The sequence below is a fragment of the Methanobacterium sp. genome (assembly GCA_030017655.1).
Taxonomy (GTDB): Archaea; Methanobacteriota; Methanobacteria; order Methanobacteriales; family Methanobacteriaceae; genus Methanobacterium_D.
This window is the reverse complement of record JASEIM010000024.1, coordinates 1-20,042: the sequence shown is the minus strand read 5'-3', so window position 1 is coordinate 20,042 and position 20,042 is coordinate 1. Positions and strand designations below refer to the sequence as shown.

The 20,042-nt window shown below is 34.3% G+C and carries 26 protein-coding genes; 16 read left to right on the top strand and 10 right to left on the bottom strand.

The genetic code is table 11. From position 1 onward, the window contains the following. Positions 1-68 precede the first annotated feature (68 nt). The 7 genes from QMD61_09725 (at position 69) to QMD61_09695 (ending at position 5,630) form a co-directional block, all read left to right on the top strand. Positions 69-194: a hypothetical protein gene (locus QMD61_09725; protein MDI6724909.1), complete on the top strand. Its 126-nt coding sequence runs from the start codon at positions 69-71 to the stop codon at positions 192-194. Between the two features lie 217 nt (positions 195-411). Then, a complete protein-coding gene (locus tag QMD61_09720) occupies positions 412-2,010 on the top strand; it encodes a PKD domain-containing protein (GenBank protein ID MDI6724908.1) in 1,599 nt (532 codons plus the stop codon). Positions 2,011-2,127: 117 nt separating this feature from the next. Continuing rightward, positions 2,128-3,285, top strand: coding sequence for an amidohydrolase family protein (locus QMD61_09715; GenBank protein MDI6724907.1), 1,158 nt, complete (start codon positions 2,128-2,130; stop codon positions 3,283-3,285). A 44-nt stretch (positions 3,286-3,329) separates the two neighbouring features. After that, entirely contained in the window at positions 3,330-3,776 is a 447-nt protein-coding gene (locus tag QMD61_09710) for a universal stress protein (GenBank protein MDI6724906.1), read from the top strand. Positions 3,777-3,877: 101 nt separating this feature from the next. Further along, on the top strand, positions 3,878-4,327 hold the full coding sequence (locus tag QMD61_09705; GenBank protein ID MDI6724905.1) for a universal stress protein: 450 nt from the start codon (positions 3,878-3,880) through the stop codon (positions 4,325-4,327). Positions 4,328-4,369: 42 nt separating this feature from the next. After that, positions 4,370-5,206 carry a CBS domain-containing protein gene (locus QMD61_09700; protein MDI6724904.1) on the top strand — a complete coding sequence of 279 codons (837 nt, stop codon included), beginning with the start codon at positions 4,370-4,372 and terminating at the stop codon, positions 5,204-5,206. Position 5,207: 1 nt separating this feature from the next. Next, the gene (locus QMD61_09695; protein MDI6724903.1) at positions 5,208-5,630 is read left to right on the top strand and encodes a hypothetical protein; all 423 of its coding nucleotides are present in this window, start codon (positions 5,208-5,210) and stop codon (positions 5,628-5,630) included. 12 nt (positions 5,631-5,642) lie between these two features. On the opposite strand, the gene larE is transcribed toward QMD61_09695, so the two are convergent. From larE to comA, 10 genes are all read right to left on the bottom strand, one after another. Then, positions 5,643-6,692, bottom strand: coding sequence for an ATP-dependent sacrificial sulfur transferase LarE (gene larE, locus QMD61_09690; GenBank protein ID MDI6724902.1), 1,050 nt, complete (start codon positions 6,690-6,692; stop codon positions 5,643-5,645). 78 nt (positions 6,693-6,770) lie between these two features. Further along, on the bottom strand, positions 6,771-7,427 hold the full coding sequence (locus QMD61_09685) for a TfuA-related McrA-glycine thioamidation protein (GenBank protein ID MDI6724901.1): 657 nt from the start codon (positions 7,425-7,427) through the stop codon (positions 6,771-6,773). Positions 7,428-7,492: 65 nt separating this feature from the next. Further along, positions 7,493-7,972, bottom strand: a complete 480-nt coding sequence (locus tag QMD61_09680; GenBank protein MDI6724900.1) for a TIGR00295 family protein — start codon at positions 7,970-7,972, stop codon at positions 7,493-7,495. A 21-nt stretch (positions 7,973-7,993) separates the two neighbouring features. Then, positions 7,994-8,470: a transcription factor E gene (gene tfe / locus QMD61_09675; GenBank protein ID MDI6724899.1), complete on the bottom strand. Its 477-nt coding sequence runs from the start codon at positions 8,468-8,470 to the stop codon at positions 7,994-7,996. 347 nt (positions 8,471-8,817) lie between these two features. Beyond that, positions 8,818-9,657, bottom strand: a complete 840-nt coding sequence (locus QMD61_09670; GenBank protein ID MDI6724898.1) for a coenzyme F420-0:L-glutamate ligase — start codon at positions 9,655-9,657, stop codon at positions 8,818-8,820. 115 nt (positions 9,658-9,772) lie between these two features. Continuing rightward, a complete protein-coding gene (locus tag QMD61_09665) occupies positions 9,773-10,633 on the bottom strand; it encodes a bile acid:sodium symporter family protein (protein MDI6724897.1) in 861 nt (286 codons plus the stop codon). Between the two features lie 33 nt (positions 10,634-10,666). Further along, positions 10,667-11,356: a (Fe-S)-binding protein gene (locus QMD61_09660; protein ID MDI6724896.1), complete on the bottom strand. Its 690-nt coding sequence runs from the start codon at positions 11,354-11,356 to the stop codon at positions 10,667-10,669. Between the two features lie 31 nt (positions 11,357-11,387). Further along, positions 11,388-12,089, bottom strand: coding sequence for a GTP-binding protein (locus QMD61_09655; protein ID MDI6724895.1), 702 nt, complete (start codon positions 12,087-12,089; stop codon positions 11,388-11,390). A gap of 76 nt (positions 12,090-12,165) precedes the next feature. Then, positions 12,166-12,936: an ATP-binding cassette domain-containing protein gene (locus QMD61_09650; GenBank protein MDI6724894.1), complete on the bottom strand. Its 771-nt coding sequence runs from the start codon at positions 12,934-12,936 to the stop codon at positions 12,166-12,168. Beyond that, positions 12,936-13,712: a phosphosulfolactate synthase gene (comA, locus tag QMD61_09645; GenBank protein ID MDI6724893.1), complete on the bottom strand. Its 777-nt coding sequence runs from the start codon at positions 13,710-13,712 to the stop codon at positions 12,936-12,938. The genes QMD61_09650 and comA overlap by 1 nt, the downstream gene beginning before the upstream one ends. 178 nt (positions 13,713-13,890) lie before the next feature. Between comA and QMD61_09640 the strand changes: the two genes are divergently transcribed. From QMD61_09640 to QMD61_09600, 9 genes are all read left to right on the top strand, one after another. Then, entirely contained in the window at positions 13,891-14,454 is a 564-nt protein-coding gene (locus QMD61_09640; GenBank protein MDI6724892.1) for a pyruvate kinase alpha/beta domain-containing protein, read from the top strand. A gap of 205 nt (positions 14,455-14,659) precedes the next feature. Then, positions 14,660-15,811 (top strand): cell division protein FtsZ, encoded by a 1,152-nt coding sequence (gene ftsZ, locus QMD61_09635; GenBank protein MDI6724891.1) that lies wholly within the window; start codon positions 14,660-14,662, stop codon positions 15,809-15,811. A 199-nt stretch (positions 15,812-16,010) separates the two neighbouring features. Then, complete coding sequence (locus tag QMD61_09630) at positions 16,011-16,196, top strand: protein translocase SEC61 complex subunit gamma (GenBank protein MDI6724890.1); 186 nt, start codon at positions 16,011-16,013, stop codon at positions 16,194-16,196. Positions 16,197-16,241: 45 nt separating this feature from the next. Continuing rightward, positions 16,242-16,685, top strand: a complete 444-nt coding sequence (locus QMD61_09625; GenBank protein MDI6724889.1) for a transcription elongation factor Spt5 — start codon at positions 16,242-16,244, stop codon at positions 16,683-16,685. Then, positions 16,685-17,164, top strand: coding sequence for a 50S ribosomal protein L11 (locus QMD61_09620; GenBank protein ID MDI6724888.1), 480 nt, complete (start codon positions 16,685-16,687; stop codon positions 17,162-17,164). The genes QMD61_09625 and QMD61_09620 overlap by 1 nt, the downstream gene beginning before the upstream one ends. Before the next feature lie 96 nt (positions 17,165-17,260). Beyond that, positions 17,261-17,899: a 50S ribosomal protein L1 gene (locus QMD61_09615; GenBank protein MDI6724887.1), complete on the top strand. Its 639-nt coding sequence runs from the start codon at positions 17,261-17,263 to the stop codon at positions 17,897-17,899. After that, complete coding sequence (locus QMD61_09610) at positions 17,899-18,906, top strand: 50S ribosomal protein L10 (protein MDI6724886.1); 1,008 nt, start codon at positions 17,899-17,901, stop codon at positions 18,904-18,906. The genes QMD61_09615 and QMD61_09610 overlap by 1 nt, the downstream gene beginning before the upstream one ends. Positions 18,907-18,998: 92 nt before the next feature. After that, entirely contained in the window at positions 18,999-19,307 is a 309-nt protein-coding gene (gene rpl12p, locus QMD61_09605; GenBank protein MDI6724885.1) for a 50S ribosomal protein P1, read from the top strand. Positions 19,308-19,400: 93 nt separating this feature from the next. Next, a partial coding sequence (locus QMD61_09600) for an alanine--tRNA ligase-related protein (GenBank protein ID MDI6724884.1) occupies positions 19,401-20,042 on the top strand: 642 nt, incomplete at its 3' end.

The following is a 20,042-nucleotide window of genomic DNA, read 5'->3' as shown; positions in this document are numbered from 1 at the left end:
AGATAATGAATGACAGGATTAATTATTCATTGAAGATAGGATTATTGATTGGAGTATTAGGAGGATTAGTGTTTTTTATTTGGAGTGCTCTAAATAACACTATCTCTTATTCAGTTAGATCAGGCATCATTGGGTTTTTTGTATTTGCAGTACTTGGTTTTATATTGGGAATGTTGATTTACCATCTGGAATAAGTTTAATTTTATTTTTAAGATATTATAATAAATTTTTATTTCTAATCTGCTATTTATTAAAACTATTTTATATAAAAATGGATAAAAGCGTATTAATTTATATACAATATGTGCTAAACCCCACATCATTACATTAAAAAAATATAATTATGTGAATAACAATTAATTCATATAATGAAATTCCAATATTCTATACCTTTTTGGGGAGGGGTTAAGTTTGTCTAAAACTAACAAATTGTGGAGTATAACTTTAATAATAACGATTTTTACCATTATTTTTGCATTTTTACCTGTATCTGAAGCTCATATCCTTATTATTGGGGATTCAAATAGTGATTATAACCAGGCTTACATAGAAACATCGACACTGGCTAATCAGCTTAAGTCTAATGGATATGAGGTCTTAGAACTTTACAGATCAAATGCAACTGCCAAAAACATACTGAAAGGGATGTATGATGCAGATGCGGTCATATATGCAGGACATGGAGGCTATCAATCCGGAAATTATGACGGAAATGGAGGAAAAGCGAGCCCTCCTTATGCACTTGTTGGTTCTGATGATAATTTTATCTGGGGTATAGGCGACCAGATGCGCGAAGGGTGGAATTCAGATCTATTTACAGCCCCATTTAAACAAAACATCCCTGTAATATTACTTCATTCATGTTTTTCCACTGGATGGGTTGGAGATAAAGAAGTTGCAAATCCAATAGAAACTATCTACAATTTTGCAAGTATGTTTACAGGTGCGGGGGCAAATTATTATGCTACAGCATGGAATGGTGCGGAAATTGTATATGATTTCTTGAATGGGGCACTGGACTTTGCAGATGCCAACAATAAAAATTATGAAACGATTTTAAAATCAACAGAATACAATGGAACCCAAATCTGGCGGAATGATCATGGATACGCTGCTTTTGTTGGAAATTGGAGTGCAAAATTCCCAAATGCATCTGAGACAACTCCATATGATGATGAAGCAGCTGAAAGCTGGTATAATAGTGACAGAGTAAGAAATAATTTAACATGCAGATTCACAATAAGCAATTCTCCGCATTATATTAATCAACCCATAACCTTTACAGAAGGTTCTAAAGACCTTGAAGGGTATATAACAAATTACTACTGGAATTTTGGGGATGAAAATGAAACAACAAGCTCTGTACCGGTCAACCTTAGCCATACATATTCAAATCCGGGTGTATACACAGTAACTCATAGTGTAACCAGCAGCAACTCCAAAACAGCATCATCAGTTAAAACTGTTACAGTTACTGATAGAAGTCCAGTAGCAAATTTTTACATTACAACCAGCAAATTAGTTCCAAAAACATTGATAGGATTCTGCTCAAGTTCTTATGACCCCGATACTGGCGATAATATAACTTCATACAGCTGGAACTTCGGCGACGGCACAACTGGTTCAGGATCATACGTTCAGCATGCATACGCTAGAGACGGTAAATATACTGTAACTTTAACCGTAAAAGACAATTTTGGGAAAATCAGCACTAAATCAGTCATTATATCTGTAATAACTCCGAAACCAGACCTTATAGTAACAAAATCATATAAATCGGGGGGTTATTTATATGTGACAGTTAAAAATCAGGGTAAAGTAACATCCGGGGCCTGTTACACAAGAGCATGGTACGGTAAATATTACAGAAACATTTATACATACGGCCTTAAACCCGGAGCATACAAAACATACAGGGTAAAATTCAAATACAGGCATGGCGGGGTAAAAACCGACTATTTTAATAGAATTTCCGAGTCAAATGAAATTAATAATTTAAAATATTTCTAATTATTTTTTCCTCTTTTTAAAAAATTGAATTACTAATCCAGATTTTTATATGTCAAGTTAAAGATAATAGAAATAAACTCAAAATAATAAAATAACTAAATATGAACCCTGATTAGTATGATCACAATTGAAAATGGCACTGTTCTTTTTGGAGAGGATATGAAAGCCATAAAGGCAAATATTGTCATTGAAGACAATAAGATTATTGAAATCAGTAAAAATAAGGTTAATAAAGGTAAAAAAATTGATGCACGTGGATCGATTGTTGCTCCGGCATTTATAAATTCGCATGTACACACAGGGGATTCAATAGCTCGAGATATTGGTGATGGAAAGAGTATAGATGTGATCGTTAAACCTCCAGATGGTTTAAAACATAAAATTTTGAATGAAACTCCTCCTGCGATGATAGTTAATGAAATGAGACAATCAATGAAGGATATGCTTGCAAGTGGGACAACTACATTTGTTGATTTTAGAGAAGGGGGAATCGATGGGATAGAATTAATGAATGAAGCATCTGATAATATTCCTATTGGAAAAATAATCCTTGGAAGGGATGATTCTTTCTATAATGAAGAAATTAGAAAATCAGAAATTAAAAAGGCAGCTAAGAATATCCTTAAATCATGCGATGGTATAGGTTTAAGTGGATTTGGCGAAATAAAGGATGAAATAGCACAATTAATTACAAAGGCATGTAAAAAATACGGAAAAATTTCAGCGATACATGTGGCAGAATATGAAAAACTGCAAAAAGAATCAGTGGAATCAACAGGTAAAAGCGAGGTTGCAAGGGCTGTTGAAGCAAATTTTGATGTCCTGGTCCATGTTACAGCCCCAATTGGGAATGATCTGGAGTTAATAAGTAATAGTAACAGTTCTGTGGTCTGTTGTCCCCGATCAAATGGGTCACTTTCAGTTGGGATTCCTCCATTGATGGATTTACTTAAACACAAAATAAATGTACTTCTTGGAACAGATAATATCATGTTTAACTCCCCAAATATGTTACGTGAAATGGAATATGCCTTAAAAGTGACACGCGGTTACTACAGAGAATATTTTTCTCCCCTTGAATTATTTAAAACAGCAACAACAAACGCTGCTAAAGCTTTTAATTTAGATAATGGGTGCATAGAAGAAGGCAAAAATGCAGAAATGATCATTGTAAAGAAACTCTCTAATAATCCTGCATTATCCATCATTAACAGAACAGAAGTAAAAGATTTCAAATATTTAATTAAAGATGGTAACATTATATCTAAAAGGTAGTTTAAGGCATTATTTAAATATTTTATAAATTAGGAGTGAATTTTATGTATAAAAAAATCCTACTACCTACAGACGGTTCTGAAAATGCAGAAAGGGCAGCAGAACATGCTTTTCGATTTGGAAGTAGAAGTGGTGCTGAAATTGTTATTTTAAATGTAATTGAAACACCACGATTTACAGGGATAAGATCTGCTGATAGAGAAGAATTAAGAAATAATTTAGAGCAGGAAGGGCAAAAATCATTTGATAGAATTTCAAACATATTAACTGGTTTAAGCAGCGGTGAAAAATGCGAAAAAGAAATGAAATTAACCTTTAAGTTCAAAGAAGGTTCTCCTGCAGATACGATTCTAAAGACAATAGCCGAAGAAAATATAGATCTTGTTGTAATGGGAACTTCAGGCAAACATGGCTTTAACCGGTTTTTACTGGGAAGCGTGGCTGAAAATACCATGCGATCAGCCCCATGCCCTGTTTTAATTGTACGTTAACATTTGCGTATTTGTAAATTAATACTAATTCAGTTTATATAATACTAAATCCAAACTATTAAAATGTATTAATGAGCAATATTATCCTAAGAGGTGAACTCATGTATAAAAAAATTTTAGTACCTACAGATGGTTCTGAATATGCAGAAAAAGCTGCAAGACATGCAGCATGGATTGCAAGCTTAAGTGGTGCAGAACTAATAGCCATAAATGTAATTGAAACATCATCGTTGGTAGGATTGCCTGCTGAAGACCTTATAGTTCGAATAAAGGAGATGCTTAAGGAAGAAGGGCAAAAATCACTCCAAAGAATTTCTGAAATAGTGATGGAGGGAAAGAAAGAAGATGAATGCCATAAAGATGTTAAATTGACTTTAGATACTAAAGAGGGTTCTCCATCAGATGTTATAATTAAAACAATAGCCGAAGAAAATATAGATCTCGTTGTAATGGGAACTTCAGGCAAACATGGATTAGACAGATTTCTACTGGGAAGTGTAACTGAAAATGTTGTTAGATCGGCTTCATGCCCTGTTTTAGTTGTACATTAATTTTAAATTAATTGATTTTTATTAATATTAGTTGGTGTAACAATGCTTGTAAAAGAAGTAATGTCAGAGGATATACACTATATACAGGTTCCAGGCAACCGTTTAAATGCTCTGGAGCTAATGAGAGAAAAAAATGTTTCAGGATTGCCTGTTGTAAAATCAGGGACAAAAAAACTTGTTGGAATAGTAACAAGATCAGATCTTGTTGAAAATCCAGATGAAGAACAGATAGCTCTTATTATGACCAGAAATCTTTTAACAGTCACTCCTGACGACAATATAAAAGATGCAGCAGAATTAATGATAGAAAATAGCATAAGAAGGGTTCCAGTTGTTCAGGATGATGAACTTGTAGGTATTATCACTGCATTTGATTTAATTGAAAATGCTTTATGGAAACTGGATATTAAAGAACCAGTTAAAGATTACATGTTAATAAATATGCCCACAACATGGGAAAGAACTCCTCTAAATGTTGCTTTTGAAATAATGAGATATTCACATCTTAAATTTCTCCTTGCTCTAAATAAGGATGGTAAACTCTCCGGAATACTTACAGAAACAGATTTTATTAATGAAAGCGAAGTTGTATCTGAAAGAACTGTCCATAATACATCAGTAGGTACGGAAGGGGATAAATGGTCATGGGACAGTACAAATGTTCTTTATGTTATAAAAAACCGTCTGAAGTTTTCTGATAAAGAAGTTAAAGACGTTGCAGCGACTGAGTTAGTTCTAGCAACTACAAGAACAACTGTAACAGAATGTGCCAACAAGATGAGACATCATAATATCGAGCAAATACCAGTTATTGACGTTGAAGGTGAGCTCGCAGGGATTGTAAGAGCTACAGATCTAATAAAAGCTATCAAGGATTAAGATGTCAGAACAATTACTTCTTAAAATAACATCAGACAGAGGAAATCTTAGGATTATCTCAAAAAATCAGGGAAATGTATCTGTTAAAACAATACTCTTAAAATTGATCCTTGGACACTGCTGGTGGGAAGGTGCACCAGCAGTAGAAACTATTTTTAATTTAATTGAGCAGACAATCAAAAAGACAATTAGGGATGTATACAATTACAATAATCTTACTATCAACTACGATTACAGGACAAACGACCTGATTGAAGATGCTTCTAAGGTAGAAATATTTATTAACAGCATTACAGTGGACGAAATTGAAGTTGAAGTTACTGGAAGATACATATTGCTGGAAGGTGATGATAACAGGGGATTCTGGCAAAAAACTTCAAGTTTCAGAAGAAAAATTGAAGAAAATGTACATAAAGAACTTTAATAAAACTTTTTATCAGTTAAATCTTCTTATACGTGGCAATACTCTGATTAATAAATCTTCTGCATCTTCTTTATCAATAACACGCCTTGCAACAATTTTACCCGCTCTAAATATGGTTACATTTCTCCCTTCAATTTCAAGCATCACTATACCCATTTCCTCAGAACATTTAATAGATCCCAATTTTTCAAGTTCTAAACATGTTTTTTTGATGTCTATTTGATATGGTAACTCAGTTTCGAACATTATTTTATTTTTTTCATCTTTACACGGAGTATAAATTACCAGCTCTTTCTCTTCGTCTCCATATCCGCTAATATCAAGCGTAACTCGTTTAAAACCAACTGCTTTAAGTTCTGAGTTTATATGATTCAGTGAGGTTCTATTTAAAAGTTTGTCAATATTTCCAACCTCAATTCGGGCTATATCATTATCATCCCTAACTCTTACAGGTTCACCAGCCATATTTTTAATTAAAGATTCGGCATAACTTATTCTGTTTACTTTTTTAAGAGTTATTTCATTATATTTAGCTATTCTTGTTGCAAAACAGGTTGTATTGGTTGAATAAGCTATATTGAGATTTTTAAGCGTGTCTCTCACATCTTCACTGGTAAAACCAGCATAGACAAGTGGACTTACAATATTTTTTTCATAATTAACCGTTATTCCAGGGCGATCTTCCAGTAAATCGCTGATATTTGTTCCATCAACTATCGTATCAATCCCTTTTTCTTCGGCTGCATCCTCTAATTTGCTGTACATTATGCTTTTACAGATAAAGCATCTATTGGGCTGATTGGATTTAAAAGCTTCATTTTCAATGAAATTCTCTTTTATTACCTCATAATCAATTCCAATTTTAGCTGCAATTTCCTCTGCATTTTTTATACAGTCTGGAGGTAAAACCCCATTATCAACAGTAACTGCAACTGCTTCACTACACACATCTTTTGCTATTTTTGCAACAAGAGTGCTGTCTGCCCCTCCAGAAAAAGCAACTAAAACATTTTTATCTTTAAGATATTCTCTTAATTTTTTTATTTTTTCATCAAGGTTCATAGACTCATCCTTTACTCAAATAAATTTATAAAATATTTTTAATTAGAATATATTAATTAAATATTTCTTTTTGAAGAATTATACTCTGTCATTTAATAAATTCTTAATGTATTTTACAACTTCCAGTGCATCCTGTTTTTTAATATCGATCCCTTCTTTAATTAAAAAGTTTTCAATAACTGCAATTTTTGCAGGATGAACAGGGGCTGAATTTAAAACAAGGCCATATGTTCTTTTAGGATAAAAAATAGATTTTGCAGTTTTAAGTAATATGTTAAATTCCTCTTCAGATATGATGCCATTATCTAAAGCCCTTTTAAAGTTATATTCCATGCTTACAAGCGGATCTGAAATCTGTTCAAGATTAACGGGATTAATAGCAACAGCCACATCATCATCTGATTCAATCAGGCCTTTTTTGTACTGGTTATATACATAGCCCACACCTATCATCCCGAGATCATCAAGTTCAGATGCTCTAAGAGCCCCCATGCTGGCACCGCCCACTACCGTAACTCCTTTTTTAAGAGCTTCAAGAATTTCGCGGTGGGAAACTGCAGGCTGCTGATGAAAAACGCCGTCAATAATGCCTATTATGTCGGGATTATCATTTAAGGCAGTGATTATGTCGCCTCTCTTAATTGGAGGGCGGTAATCAGCATCTAAAATAGTTGAAGCTTCATCAGGGTGCAGTGAAGGTCCGGTAAATATTATTATATTTTTAGATGATGGCAATTTAATCTCCAAATGTTTTTATACTAATTTTTTAGATCATCATCTTAAAAAATTTTATTAAATTGTTATTTGCCAACAATTTCATTATGAAGTTTAATAATACGCTTTATTGAAGGATGGTCCTTACCAAGTTTTTCATTCCATTTTTTAATTGTGAAATGTAAATTGACTTCTTCACTCCAGTGTATGAGGTTGTCAGCATGAGCGACTATTTTTTCTTCTAAAGTAACAGGTATATAATCTTTTGGAGGTAAGCCAAGTATTTTTGCTTCTTCTTTTGGAATGCCAGCACCAATATGTCTCAGGGCGATATTTGAAACTTCATGGGAAAATCCGAGCTCTTTCAATATTTCAGCTCCCACTATTCCATGCTCTATGCCATTTGTTTTGCATCTGCCAATATCATGGAGTAAAGCGCCTGTTTTTACAAGTTCAGTATTAACATTAAAATTAGAAGATAGTTTTAAGGCTTTATTACATACAGCCTTTGAATGTTCAATTAAATAAGAGGGGCATTTAAGATTTTCCAGAATATTTATGGTCAAATTTTACCCCTTATAAATAAATTAGCTCATTTTTTCCTTTAATTCTGTGATTAAAGAAGAGTTATCCTGATATTCCAGAGTTGTTTCACATTCAGGACATACAAAATTGTACTCTGAAGCTTCTTCAAAATTATATCTGCATCCATTGATACATGTAAAGAACATGTTGTCTTCTTCGTATGCCAATGATTCTTCCATTTCCCTGGAATTTTCCTCGAATTTTTTGGTTATAGTGTCAATTACTTTATCTTTTTCGAATTTCCAGCTGTATGTGTACCATTGAGTTTCTGGGTCTTTGCTCCTCTTGTAACTTGCAAGTCCAGCATCGTAGAGCCTGTATAAAATTTTTCTTACAATGTTGAGCCTTAATTCGATTTCTTCAGAAATCTCTTCATCGGTTATTTTACCTTCTAATAAACATTTGACAATGGAAATACTGTTTTCATTATCTTCAGTAACTTCATAAATTAACTCTTGAACCAGAGATTCATTAAGCATCTCTGCTCCTTCTTTAGATAGGGAAGATCTAATCTGTTCTTGAGTTAGTGGGCCATTAACATTAAGCATTTTTTTCCTCCTTATTTTGGATCCTTTCCCGCGCTAAAAAAATGGTTAAATTATTAGTAAGGTATTAATGGGGAATTAAATAGAATATTCATTGTGTGTCGGTGGAATAATCGGGTTTATATTCAATTTTGATCCAAATTTGTTCTTAAAAATATTGTCATTTCGGGGCATGACATATTTTTGATGTTACTATGTATTATTGTTTTACTACTATTTAATTATTTTGATGAAACAATATTGATCACAGCAAGCAATTATCTTATGTATGATAATGAATATCAACGCCTTCTAATGATAACTGCAGGTGTATGTTGAATTGAATCTAACATTTCAATTGTTACACAGTCAACTTTATCATTAAATGTTTTTCCCATATCATAAACGGTTTTCATACTGTATTCGTTTTTATTCTGATAATCATCGGCAATCTGGGCAATTTCCATAATTTTATCCAGATCATAGGGCTTAGAAAGTGCAAGCGGCGTGGGCCCCACAATTTTACCAAACCTACCGAAAAAATATCCAAAAATTCCGAAATCAGCTTTAATCCCTTCTGCAGATATAGGTAAGGATGTAAATCGTTTTCCCAAAAGTTCATAAGTAACGTCTGTGTCAATAATTATCACAACAACTTCCTTACCAAGATTTTTAGATATTTTTACAGCAATATCCGCCGCAACTTCCCCTGGTTTGTCGGGTAAAAGTGAAACATAAGCCCCCGGAGCGTTACTCAAGTCAATTCCTGCTTCAGAAGCAGGTTTTAAGGCATGTTTTAGTCCATAATACTTTAAAACGACCTCTTTATGTGATCTGGCTTCAGGAGGTAAATTTCTTAAATTTTTAATGGTCCTTTTCTTAATACCCAGAAGTGACCCTAAAAAATAGCCCCAAATGTATTTAGACCAGATATCTGCAAGAAAAATCGCAAGAAGCGATGGCTTAAATTCAGATTCATCAACAAGTCTACCTTGAGATATGGCTATGGGAGTTTCTGAAATTACAAGAAAGTCTCCATCTTCTAATAAATCCTTTGAATTATCTATGATTATATCATAGGATTCATTTGGCTTGATATAACCTGTTTTTATGGGTATAATTTTATATTTTGTATTTTTCATAACTGCAACCCTGTTAAAATAGTAATAAAAATATTTGGCCAATTAATTTTATATTTTTTCATACAATGTAAGTTAATTCTATCCAGATGAATAATATAAAATTCAATTCTCGGTTCTATACATTTTCTGAAACTTTTCCTGTTCGTTTACTAATTTCTCCTGAAATAAACATCATTATGATAATACTGAGCATATAAACAACAATTATCATGGCCATTACATCATAATTTGCGCTGAAATTGGCAAAAGCGACTACAAAGGCTGCAGATGAGTTTCGTATTGCAGTACCCATTCCAAGCACTGTTTTTGTATTTTTGGAAGGTCCACCTAAAAAATATCCAATCAAAAAACCTGTAAGTACAAAGGTTATGGTGGCTATAAGTGCCCCTGTGCCGAATACTGAGATAAAATCCGGATAATTAAGCCCTAAATATAGAATTATCACTAAAAATATGAATATATTTGATATTTGATTAAATACTGGTTTAATTGTTTTAGCTATATTGTTATATCTCCATTTTAAGGCCGTTCCACCAATTAATGGTAAAAATATCAAAACCAGTAATGAAGTCGCTATGGATACTGGATTGATTGAAATGCCAGGTAAAAGAAGAGATAGTACCAGCGGCATGTAAATTAGAGTCACGGTTGATAATATAAGCATTAAACCTACTGCAAATGCCATATCTGCCTTTATAAATTGGACAATTTTAAGCATAAATGGCGATCCAGCCCCTGTAGCCATTAAAACCAGTCCAATTGCAAGTCCTTGTTGAAGAGGGATTATTTGGAGAATTATATAAGTTATAATGGGCAAAAGCATGAAATTTGCAGCTAAAGATTTCAATATCAGCTTTTTATTTTTTAGAGGTTCTATAAACTGTTTTGGAAAAAAACTCAGCCCCATATATAACATCGTTGAAACAATATAGATTAAAATGCTTAAATTAGCGACTTGCTGAAGAATAACATCCATTAAATTTTTCCTCGATTGTTTTTATATAAAAATTTATCTTTCCCCTTTAATCGGAGGGGCCCATACTTTAAGGTCAATACCTTCAATAATAGCTCTTCTACCTACAAGCTGGACAACAACGCCAGAATGAACCTTCTGCATCATGCAGTGTCCTGGGAGAAATCTCACAGTTTCCCCAACTGCTGGAAGCTTCCCTTCAATTATTCCCTCAAATCCTCCCACCATACAAACGCCAATATCCTTGAATTCAAAATCTGCTTCTTCATCAAGTCTGTGGCAGGGTCCAACTATATGAACAACAATTAATCCATGATTTTCTTCAATTATCTCCGCAAAATGAATAATAGGACATCCGAGAGGTCTGTATCTAATGATATCTCCAACTTTAAGTTCTTCTCTTGTAAAAGGAAATAGAGTTTCTCTACAAGAATGTTCCTCAGGAAGAGCATTTAAAATAATATCTGCTTCATATCCATCCAGTAAACCAATTATTTTCTCTTCTTCGGGAATTATTTTCTCTTCCCTGAGTATTTTCTCCAAATTAGCCCGATTTTTGGCGAATGTTTCTTGAAGCAGGAATCTGCATTCTTCAAGGGTAGCATGCTTCCTTAAAAGCGCTTCAGCAAATTCATCGCACCTTGCGTATCCACAAATTCCACATTGAAAACCTGGAAGTAATTTAATAATCTTCTGGCGATGATTTGAGTTGGAACTGTTTGTCATTTATATTACCTCTATAAATAAGATATAGGGATTATTCCCCCTCATATTTCTGGAAACCGTCAATTCTTCTAAGTATACCGCGGTGATATTTTTTATTTACTTTTGTTTCACCCACACAAAGCGTACATACTGCAAGGGGGGCTGAATGCCTTAATTTTTCTTGGTCAAGAGCTACTTCTTTGGATTTCAACATTTCTTCAGCAAGTTCCACACATCCCTGGCCGCTAAGCCCATTAGCTTCTATTACTTTGCAATTAGGATTAACCTCCAAAACTCTTTCTCTGAATATTTCACGTTCTGCCTGGGAAATCATATCTCCTTTGGTAATAACAGCAACATCAGCAGTGCTCAAGAAAGGACCTACTTTTAAGGGAGTATTTGGGCCACTTGTTGCATCTATAACACATACTCCAAGACAATTCATGGTATAAGGGGCACAACGGTGACAGAGCCCTGCTGTTTCCATAACTAAAAAATCTGACTCATTTTCTAAAGCCCAGCTTATCATATCTTCTATGTTGTAAATCGCATAGTGATCTGGACACATATCCATTGAAAGCCCTACTTTAGTTGGAACACCAATTTTTGCAAATTTTTTATCGTCATCTGTGTAAAGGCAATCCACTTTAACCACTGATGATTTAAATTTTCTCTCATTCAGACTTTTTAATGCATGCATTAAAACTGCAGTCTTTCCAGATCCGGGAGTTCCAGCAACGATTATCATTCTCATGTTATCAACTCGCTTTTTGATAGAGATAAATATAGTGGAGACCAAAAAAATTAAAGAATTGCAGTGCTTTTTAAATTTAAATCTCAATATGTTCTATGTCTTCAAGTATTTCTCCATTTCTTACTCTATCTCTTAAATTAAGCATTAATTCATCTATTTTATTTAATTTTTTAGATATGCGTTTTTCTTTTTTACTTGTATGTACAACGTTCTGCATACCGCCATTTTTCATAACAATCCGCTTATCTGTCATTAAAGCAAGTACAGGGTCATGTGTTACAACCATAACTATTTTTCCATGTCCTGCAAGGGCTTTAAGGGCGTCATGTTTTCGTATACCTGCATTTTCAATTTCATCAATCAATACAATAGGGGAATTGCTTATAATGGCCACATCAGCCACCATAAGGGCTCTTGACTGTCCTCCGCTTAATATGGTGAGATCGTGTTCCTTCTTTATGGGTTCTCCAGTAAGCGTGTTTGCAAGTTCAACCACGGCATTAACGCATTTATCACTTGCTCCCCTGCATTTGGCGTGGAGTGTTAAAAAATCCCCAACACTCATGTCAGCTAAAAAATTCATATTTTGAGATAGCTGCGCCACCATTTTTCTTCTTGGATTGGTTCTATCTTCATAACTGGGCTCTTTACTGTCTACAAGAATTTTTCTTCTTGAAAATGTGTCTTCCTGGGCAAGCTGTTCAATATCGGCAATAAGCGAGCTTTTTCCACTTCCAGTGGGACCTACAACTCCAAATATTTCTCCTTTTTTGATTATAACTTCTTCCACAGGTTCTTTATTTCCCTGCTTGTCATAACCCCCAATAATTGTGATTTCTTCTATCATTAAAGATTCACCTTGCCTAAAGTGTCTCCTCTAAGCCCTCTTCTCATAGTTTCGAGAGCTGTTATCTCTTCTGGTGCTATATTGCCGAGATTTACATTTGCTCCGAACTTTAAAATTAAATAAGCTTGCTGGTTTTTAAGAGGAGCTTCCCAGATTAATTTATTCATATTGGCATGTTTTATAAGACTTTCAAGTTCATCTTCCTTAACTTCTCCGCATTCATCATAAATTCCCAGATCTTTTCCTCCCTCACGTGCTTCAATCAGTATTCTGTCCGCACCGGCATTTAGATCGGAATTAATAATATCTACTCGATTATCAATATCTAATTTATGATCTTCAACAGGGTTTTTTTTCCCAACTTCTGTAATAACTAAAAAACCATTTTCTTTTACTTTATATATCATTTCTAATCTATCTTCAAATGATATGTTTGTAGAGCCGTCGGATATCTCAATAGCTTTAAATCCTAATTTATCAGCTTCATCTAAAAATTCAGTAAATTTATTTTTCATGAATGCAAGCTCAAATAGTGTTCCACCCGGATAAGGATTCACATCGTAGGATAAATACATTTCAGTCTTTTCTTTTATGAGATTTCTATCATGTAGGGCTGATGTTCCCCAACCGAACTTGGCAAGGTCAATATATTCACCAGATACTTCCATTAAATCTTTCAAGGCATTTAAACCCATGCCCTTATCTAACATCATTGTAATTCCATTTTTACGGGGCTTGGTGGTTCTATCTGGCGTAATAAAGTTAAATGCTTTCATTCTGTCACCTTTTTGGGAATTTATCCTTTAAAATAAAATTATTTATATCCTTTAACTTGAATATAGTCTTTTTTGTCTTGTTATTTATATAAAATTTGTTATATATCTTAAAATATATATTAAAATGGTGATTTAAAAAAGAGATTAAATTATCTTTAAAAAAGAATCTGGTGATTGGATGGAAAAAACCATTAATTATTTTGAAAATAAAGGGGCAGAAAATACAGATAAAGTAATAGAACTTGTAAAGCAAAGGAAAGAAGAATTAGGCATAAAAAAAATTGTTATCGCGTCCGTATCCGGAAAAAGTGCTTTGAAATTACGTGAAGCAATAAAAGATGTGGATATAGTTAGTATAACTCATCATGCAGGCTTTAAAGAAAAAGGAAAGCTGGAAATAACTCAGGAAAATATAGAAAAACTCAGAGAAAATGACATTACTTTTTATGCTGGTTCTCATGCATTAAGTGGTGTTGGAAGAGGTATTTCTAACAAATTTGGTGGTATAACACCTGTTGAGATAATTGCAGCTACTTTGCGACTCTTTGGCCAAGGAATAAAAGTTTGCGTTGAAATTAGCATTATGGCTGCAGATGCGGGCTTAATTCCTGTAGATGAAGAAATTATTGCAATTGGGGGGACTGCATGGGGCGTAGACGCTGCAGTAGTTTTAAAAGCAGCCAATATGAGCAATTTCTTCGATCTTCAAATTAAAGAGATCATTGCCATGCCGAGATCTTAAATTTAAAAGTGAGGGGTTAATCCAAAAATTATTATTACTTTAATATTAAATTATATTAATTAATGCTTTTTTAACTATTTTTTTAAAAAAAACCAAAAAATTATTTGTAAGATGGCAAATTATGAGTGATATAACCGTTGCTTTTAAATACAAGTTATTACAATACCACAAATAAATTTAACAACATTGGCTGTGGGGGTAGGAATTGAAATCTCTTATAAATAATACATTAAAAGAATCAGAAGTGAGAAGAGAGAGAAGACCTAGGGATATACAAAATAGCATCGATATATCAGATATTAACAATGATCTACAAGATATCATAGAACAAAGCAAAGCTAAGATATTGGTTGTTGGAACTGGTGGGGCTGGAAATAATACAGTTTCAAGATTAATGGAAATAGGAATAGAAGGAGCAGACACAATAAGCGTTAATACGGATGCTCAGGATCTTTTCTATTCTAACTCACATCAGAAGATATTGATAGGTAAAGGAACATGCGGTGGTCTGGGTGCTGGAGGTATACCTGAAATAGGTGAACAAAGCGCCGAAGAAAGCGAAGAACAGATAAAAGAACGGTTAGAAGGGGCTGACATGGTTTTCGTAACATGTGGTCTTGGAGGGGGTACTGGAACAGGCTCAGCTCCAGTTATTGCCAGTTTAGCCAAAAAAATCGGCGCATTAACCATTGCTGTTGCAACAATGCCTTTCAGTGCTGAAGGACTTAGAAGACGTGAAAATGCTGAAAAAGGATTAGATAAACTTCAAAATGCAGCAGATACAGTTATTGTAATACCCAATGATAAATTACTGGAAGTAGCACCAAATCTACCTATTAATAAAGCATTCATGGTTACAGATGAACTTCTGGGCAGAGCTGTTAAAGGAATAACAGAGCTTATTACAAAGCCAGGGCTGGTGGCTCTTGATTTTGCAGACATTAGAAGCATAATGAAAGAGTCTGGAATGGCAATGATAGGTATGGGTGAATCTGAATCTGGTGATAGGGCAATAGAATCAGTTCATGAGGCATTAAATAGCCCATTACTTGATCTGGATATTTCAAATGCTAAAGGTGCCCTGATAAACATATCAGGAAGCTCTGATTTAACATTGCATGAGGCAGAAAAGATTGTTCAGATAGTTGCTGATGAATTAGATCCGGATGCAAACATAATTTGGGGTACTCAGATACAGGAAGAGCTTCAGAATGTTATCAGGACAACACTCGTAGTGGCCGGAGTAAAATCACCCCATATATTCGGCGTACCTGCAGAACGTGAATATATGGAGGAAGAAACTAAAGATTCGGTTAAAGAATCAGCTTTAGAAGAATTTATAGATGGTGTTTTCTAATTTAATGAATAATATTTAAACACCATAAGATTTTCTCTATCATGACTAGTTTTAGTTATCTATAAAAATGAAAAGGTTTATAAATTCATAAAGAAAATAAACTACTATCATTTATATAGGATAACTTAGGAAATATATTATTCTATTACATTTAATTTATTCAGTAACTTATTCTATAGGAATTTAAGCAGGTATTTTTATGAATTTAAATAGTGAATCTATCTCCCAATTTATAAAACAGTGCAGAAGAGTTCTGTACATATCGAAAAGACCGGATAGAGAAGAATTTCAAAATGTATCAAAAATTACAGGAATAGGAATTATAATAATAGGGACAATAGGGTTTATAATAACCTTAATAGCCCAGCTAACCGGTTTTCTATAGTTTAATCTATATGAATTAGTCCAAATGATTTAGGTAAGTGATATTTTGATTTATGCATTCAGAACCCTTGTAGGACAGGAAAAAAATGTTGCAAGATTACTTGCAAGAAATGTTAAAAATAGTGATCTTGAGGTAAATTCTATACTTGTTCCAGATACATTAAGAGGTTATATTCTGGTTGAAACATCCTCAAAACTTGATATGCAAGATCCTGCACTAAAAGTCCCGAATTTAAGGGGATCAGTTGAAGGTGAAATAACCTTTGAAGAAATTAAAAACTTTTTAAACCCAGAACCCATAATAGCTTCAGTAAAAAAAGGAAGTATTGTAGAACTTATATCAGGCCCTTTTAAAGGAGAGAGGGCTAAAGTTGTTAGAATAGATGAATCCAAGGAAGAAGTAGTTTTAGAACTTATTGAAGCTGCAATTCCAATCCCAGTTACGGTCAAAGGTGACCAGATAAGATTAATACAGAAGGAGGCAGATTAATGGCAAAAGAAACAGTAGAAATTCTTATTGAAGGCGGAAAAGCAACACCAGGACCACCATTGGGCCCTGCAATTGGACCGCTCGGTATTAACATGATGCAAGTTGTAGAGCAGATAAACAGCAAAACTTCAGATTTTGCAGGAATTAAAGTTCCAGTAAAAATCATAGTGGATGTTGGAACAAAAGAATTTGAAGTTAAAGTAGGTACACCTCCAACAACTGCACTTATATTAGATGAACTAAATATTGAAAAAGGTTCTCAAGATCCTGGAATGGACAAAGTTGCCGATCTATCTATAGAACAGGCACTTAAAATCGCCAAGATGAAATACGATTCATTACTTTCAAATGATTATAAAATGGCCACAAAAGAAGTTATAGGAACATGCGTAAGCATGGGATTAACTGTAGATGGTAAAGATCCTAAAATCGCACAGAAAGATATTGATGAAGGCGTATACGACGAACAATTTCAATAAAATCAATGATATTAATTAAATTAACCAAAATAATCCATTTGATTAACTAATCAATTATTGTGAACTTTTTATCAAAGAAGTTCATGGAGGAATTTGATGAATCAAGAGATATTGGAAGCGGTGAAGAAGGCTAAGAGCGAATCTAAGCCGAGAAACTTCACACAGTCTATAGATGTTGTTATAAACATCAAAGATTTAGACGTGAAAAAACCAGAAAACAGATTTGATGAAGAAGTCTTCCTTCCAAATGGACGTGGTAAAGGCATAAAAATTGCCTTTATAGCAGATGGTGAACTGGCAGTTCAGGCAAAAAATGCCGGTGCAGATCTTGTAATCAGCAAAAATGATTTGGAAGATCTTGGAAAGGACCGGAAAAAGGCCAAAAAAATGGCCAATGAATACACATTTTTTGTTGCACAGGCAGATATGATGCCTCAAGTCGGTAGATTTTTAGGACCAGTTCTTGGGCCTCGAAAAAAGATGCCAAAACCAGTTCCAGCATCAATTAAACCAGATCCAATAATGGAAAGACTTAATAATACAGTAAAAGTTAGAATAAAGGATCAGCCAGTTATCCAGGCAATTGTTGGTTCCCAGGATATGGACGATGAGCAAATTGCAGATAATGTGGAAGCTGTGCTTGGAATTTTAGACAGAAAACTGGAGAAAGGAAGAAACCAGATAAAATCCATGTATATAAAAACAACCATGGGTCCAGTAGCGAGGGTGATCTAATGGCTCATGTTGCTGAATGGAAAAAAGAAGAAGTAAATGACATTAAAGAGCTTATTAAAACTCATAATGTGGTGGGTATGGCTAATCTGGCCGACATACCAGCTCCCCAACTCCAGAAAATGCGACAAAACTTGAAGGACACTACAGTCATTAAAATGTCAAGGAAGACATTGATGAGCTTAGCTTTGAGTGAATCTGAAAAATCCAACATAGATGCGCTCAGTGAACATATGGAAGGTCAACCTGCATTGATCTTCACTGATATGAATCCGTTTAAACTCTTTAAGATTCTTGAAGCCAGTAAAACTGCAGCACCAGCAAAAGCTGGAAGCATAGCTCCGTCAGACATTGTAGTACCTAAAGGTGACACTGCTTTTAATCCGGGCCCTATTCTTGGAGAACTTCAAAAGGTAGGTATTCCTGCAAAAATTGAAAAAGGAAAAATTGTTATAACCAAAGATAAAGTAATTGTTGCTGAAGGAGAAGCAGTCCCCCGGGATGTTGCAGGTATTCTTACCAGACTTGATATCCAGCCGATGGAAGTTGGAATTGACCTGGTAGCGGCTTATGAGGATGAAACAATATACACATCTGACCTTCTAACAATAGATGAAGAGAAAACACTGTCAGATATACAAAGAGCATTCTCTCAAGCATTGAATTTGTCAGTAAATGCATCTGTGTACACTAAAGATGCTATGCCAATTATAATACAGAATGCTTCAGCTAAAGCGATGAATCTGGCATTAAATGCTGAAATACTCACATCAAAAACAACAGATTTACTGTTATCCAAGGCTTACTCACAGATGTTAGCATTAGCATCTGATTTATCAGACATAAATGATGAAGCACTTGATGATGAACTTCTGGACAAACTGAAATCACGCCCAAAGGCTGTTGAAGTTAAAGAGGAAGAAAAAGAAGAAGATAAAGAAGATGAAGAAGAAGAGGAAGAAGAAAAAGAAGAAGATGCAGCAGCAGGGTTAGGTGCCTTGTTTGGCTAATCTTAATTATAAATTAAAGTTTAAAATATTGAGGTTGAGGAAAATCCATGATTTTCCGAACCACAAAAATAGTAATTTTTGAGGTGAATCATATGGAATATATATACGCAGCAATGTTATTGCACACAGCAGGTCAGGAAATTAACGAAGGAAATGTAACAAAAGTATTAGAAGCAGCAGGAGCAGATGTAGATGATGCAAGAGTAAAAGCATTAATCGCAGCACTTGAAGATGTAGACATCGAAGAAGCAATGGAGAAAACCGCAGTAGCAGCGGCAGCTCCAGCAGCAGGTGCAGTAGCTCCAGCAGCAGAAGAAAAAGAAGAAGAGGAAGAAGAGGAAGAAGAAGAGGAAGAAAAAGAAGAAGAAGCCGCAGCAGGTCTCGGCGCTCTCTTCGGATAATTCCAAAAAGAAGCCAAGAAATTGGCTTTCTCTATATTTTTTTTATTTTGATTATACTATTTTGAAATTTAATAACTTTTATCAATGATTACCATGTCCCGCCAGCTTGAAGAACTTGGATATACTAAAAAAACATGTATTACTTGTGGAAATGATTTCTGGTCTATAGGAGATAGAAAAACATGTGGGGATGCGCCCTGCGATGAATATACTTTTATTGGGAATCCGGCTACAGATAAAAAATTTGATCTTTATGAAATTCAGAAAACGTTTACTGAATTTTTTGCCCAAAATGGCCACACCCCAATAAACAGGTATCCAGTTCTTGCAAAAAGATGGAGAGACGATGTTTTTTTAGTAGGGGCATCCATTTACGATTTTCAACCGTGGGTAACATCAGGAGCAGTAGACCCACCTGCAAACCCACTGGTAATAGCACAACCATCTATCAGGCTTAATGACGTGGATAATGTCGGAAGGACCGGCAGACACATGACCTGTTTTACAATGGGTGGACATCATGCATTTAATACTGAAGAAGAACAGATTTACTGGGAAGATGAAACAGTAAAATACTGTCATGATTTTATAAAGTATATTGGAATTGATCCAGAAGAAATAACTTTTATTGAATCTTGGTGGGAAGGCGGAGGAAACGCAGGCCCGTGTTATGAAATCTGTGTTAGAGGAGTGGAATTAGCAACACTTGTTTTTATAAAATATAAAACACTTCCA

What these genes read in the sequence shown, in the direction of transcription:
- QMD61_09715 (MDI6724907.1), top strand. Translation starts at nt 2,128, where the DNA reads ATGATCACAATTGAAAATGGCACTGTTCTTTTTGGAGAGGATATGAAA.
- QMD61_09710 (MDI6724906.1), top strand. Translation starts at nt 3,330, where the DNA reads ATGTATAAAAAAATCCTACTACCTACAGACGGTTCTGAAAATGCAGAA.
- QMD61_09705 (MDI6724905.1), top strand. Translation starts at nt 3,878, where the DNA reads ATGTATAAAAAAATTTTAGTACCTACAGATGGTTCTGAATATGCAGAA.
- QMD61_09700 (MDI6724904.1), top strand. Translation starts at nt 4,370, where the DNA reads ATGCTTGTAAAAGAAGTAATGTCAGAGGATATACACTATATACAGGTT.
- QMD61_09695 (MDI6724903.1), top strand. Translation starts at nt 5,208, where the DNA reads ATGTCAGAACAATTACTTCTTAAAATAACATCAGACAGAGGAAATCTT.
- larE (MDI6724902.1), bottom strand. Translation starts at nt 6,692, where the DNA reads ATGAACCTTGATGAAAAAATAAAAAAATTAAGAGAATATCTTAAAGAT.
- tfe (MDI6724899.1), bottom strand. Translation starts at nt 8,470, where the DNA reads ATGCTTAATGAATCTCTGGTTCAAGAGTTAATTTATGAAGTTACTGAA.
- QMD61_09670 (MDI6724898.1), bottom strand. Translation starts at nt 9,657, where the DNA reads ATGAAAAATACAAAATATAAAATTATACCCATAAAAACAGGTTATATC.
- QMD61_09665 (MDI6724897.1), bottom strand. Translation starts at nt 10,633, where the DNA reads ATGGATGTTATTCTTCAGCAAGTCGCTAATTTAAGCATTTTAATCTAT.
- QMD61_09660 (MDI6724896.1), bottom strand. Translation starts at nt 11,356, where the DNA reads ATGACAAACAGTTCCAACTCAAATCATCGCCAGAAGATTATTAAATTA.
- QMD61_09655 (MDI6724895.1), bottom strand. Translation starts at nt 12,089, where the DNA reads ATGAGAATGATAATCGTTGCTGGAACTCCCGGATCTGGAAAGACTGCA.
- QMD61_09650 (MDI6724894.1), bottom strand. Translation starts at nt 12,936, where the DNA reads ATGATAGAAGAAATCACAATTATTGGGGGTTATGACAAGCAGGGAAAT.
- comA (MDI6724893.1), bottom strand. Translation starts at nt 13,712, where the DNA reads ATGAAAGCATTTAACTTTATTACGCCAGATAGAACCACCAAGCCCCGT.
- QMD61_09640 (MDI6724892.1), top strand. Translation starts at nt 13,891, where the DNA reads ATGGAAAAAACCATTAATTATTTTGAAAATAAAGGGGCAGAAAATACA.
- QMD61_09630 (MDI6724890.1), top strand. Translation starts at nt 16,011, where the DNA reads ATGAATTTAAATAGTGAATCTATCTCCCAATTTATAAAACAGTGCAGA.
- QMD61_09620 (MDI6724888.1), top strand. Translation starts at nt 16,685, where the DNA reads ATGGCAAAAGAAACAGTAGAAATTCTTATTGAAGGCGGAAAAGCAACA.
- QMD61_09615 (MDI6724887.1), top strand. Translation starts at nt 17,261, where the DNA reads ATGAATCAAGAGATATTGGAAGCGGTGAAGAAGGCTAAGAGCGAATCT.
- QMD61_09610 (MDI6724886.1), top strand. Translation starts at nt 17,899, where the DNA reads ATGGCTCATGTTGCTGAATGGAAAAAAGAAGAAGTAAATGACATTAAA.
- rpl12p (MDI6724885.1), top strand. Translation starts at nt 18,999, where the DNA reads ATGGAATATATATACGCAGCAATGTTATTGCACACAGCAGGTCAGGAA.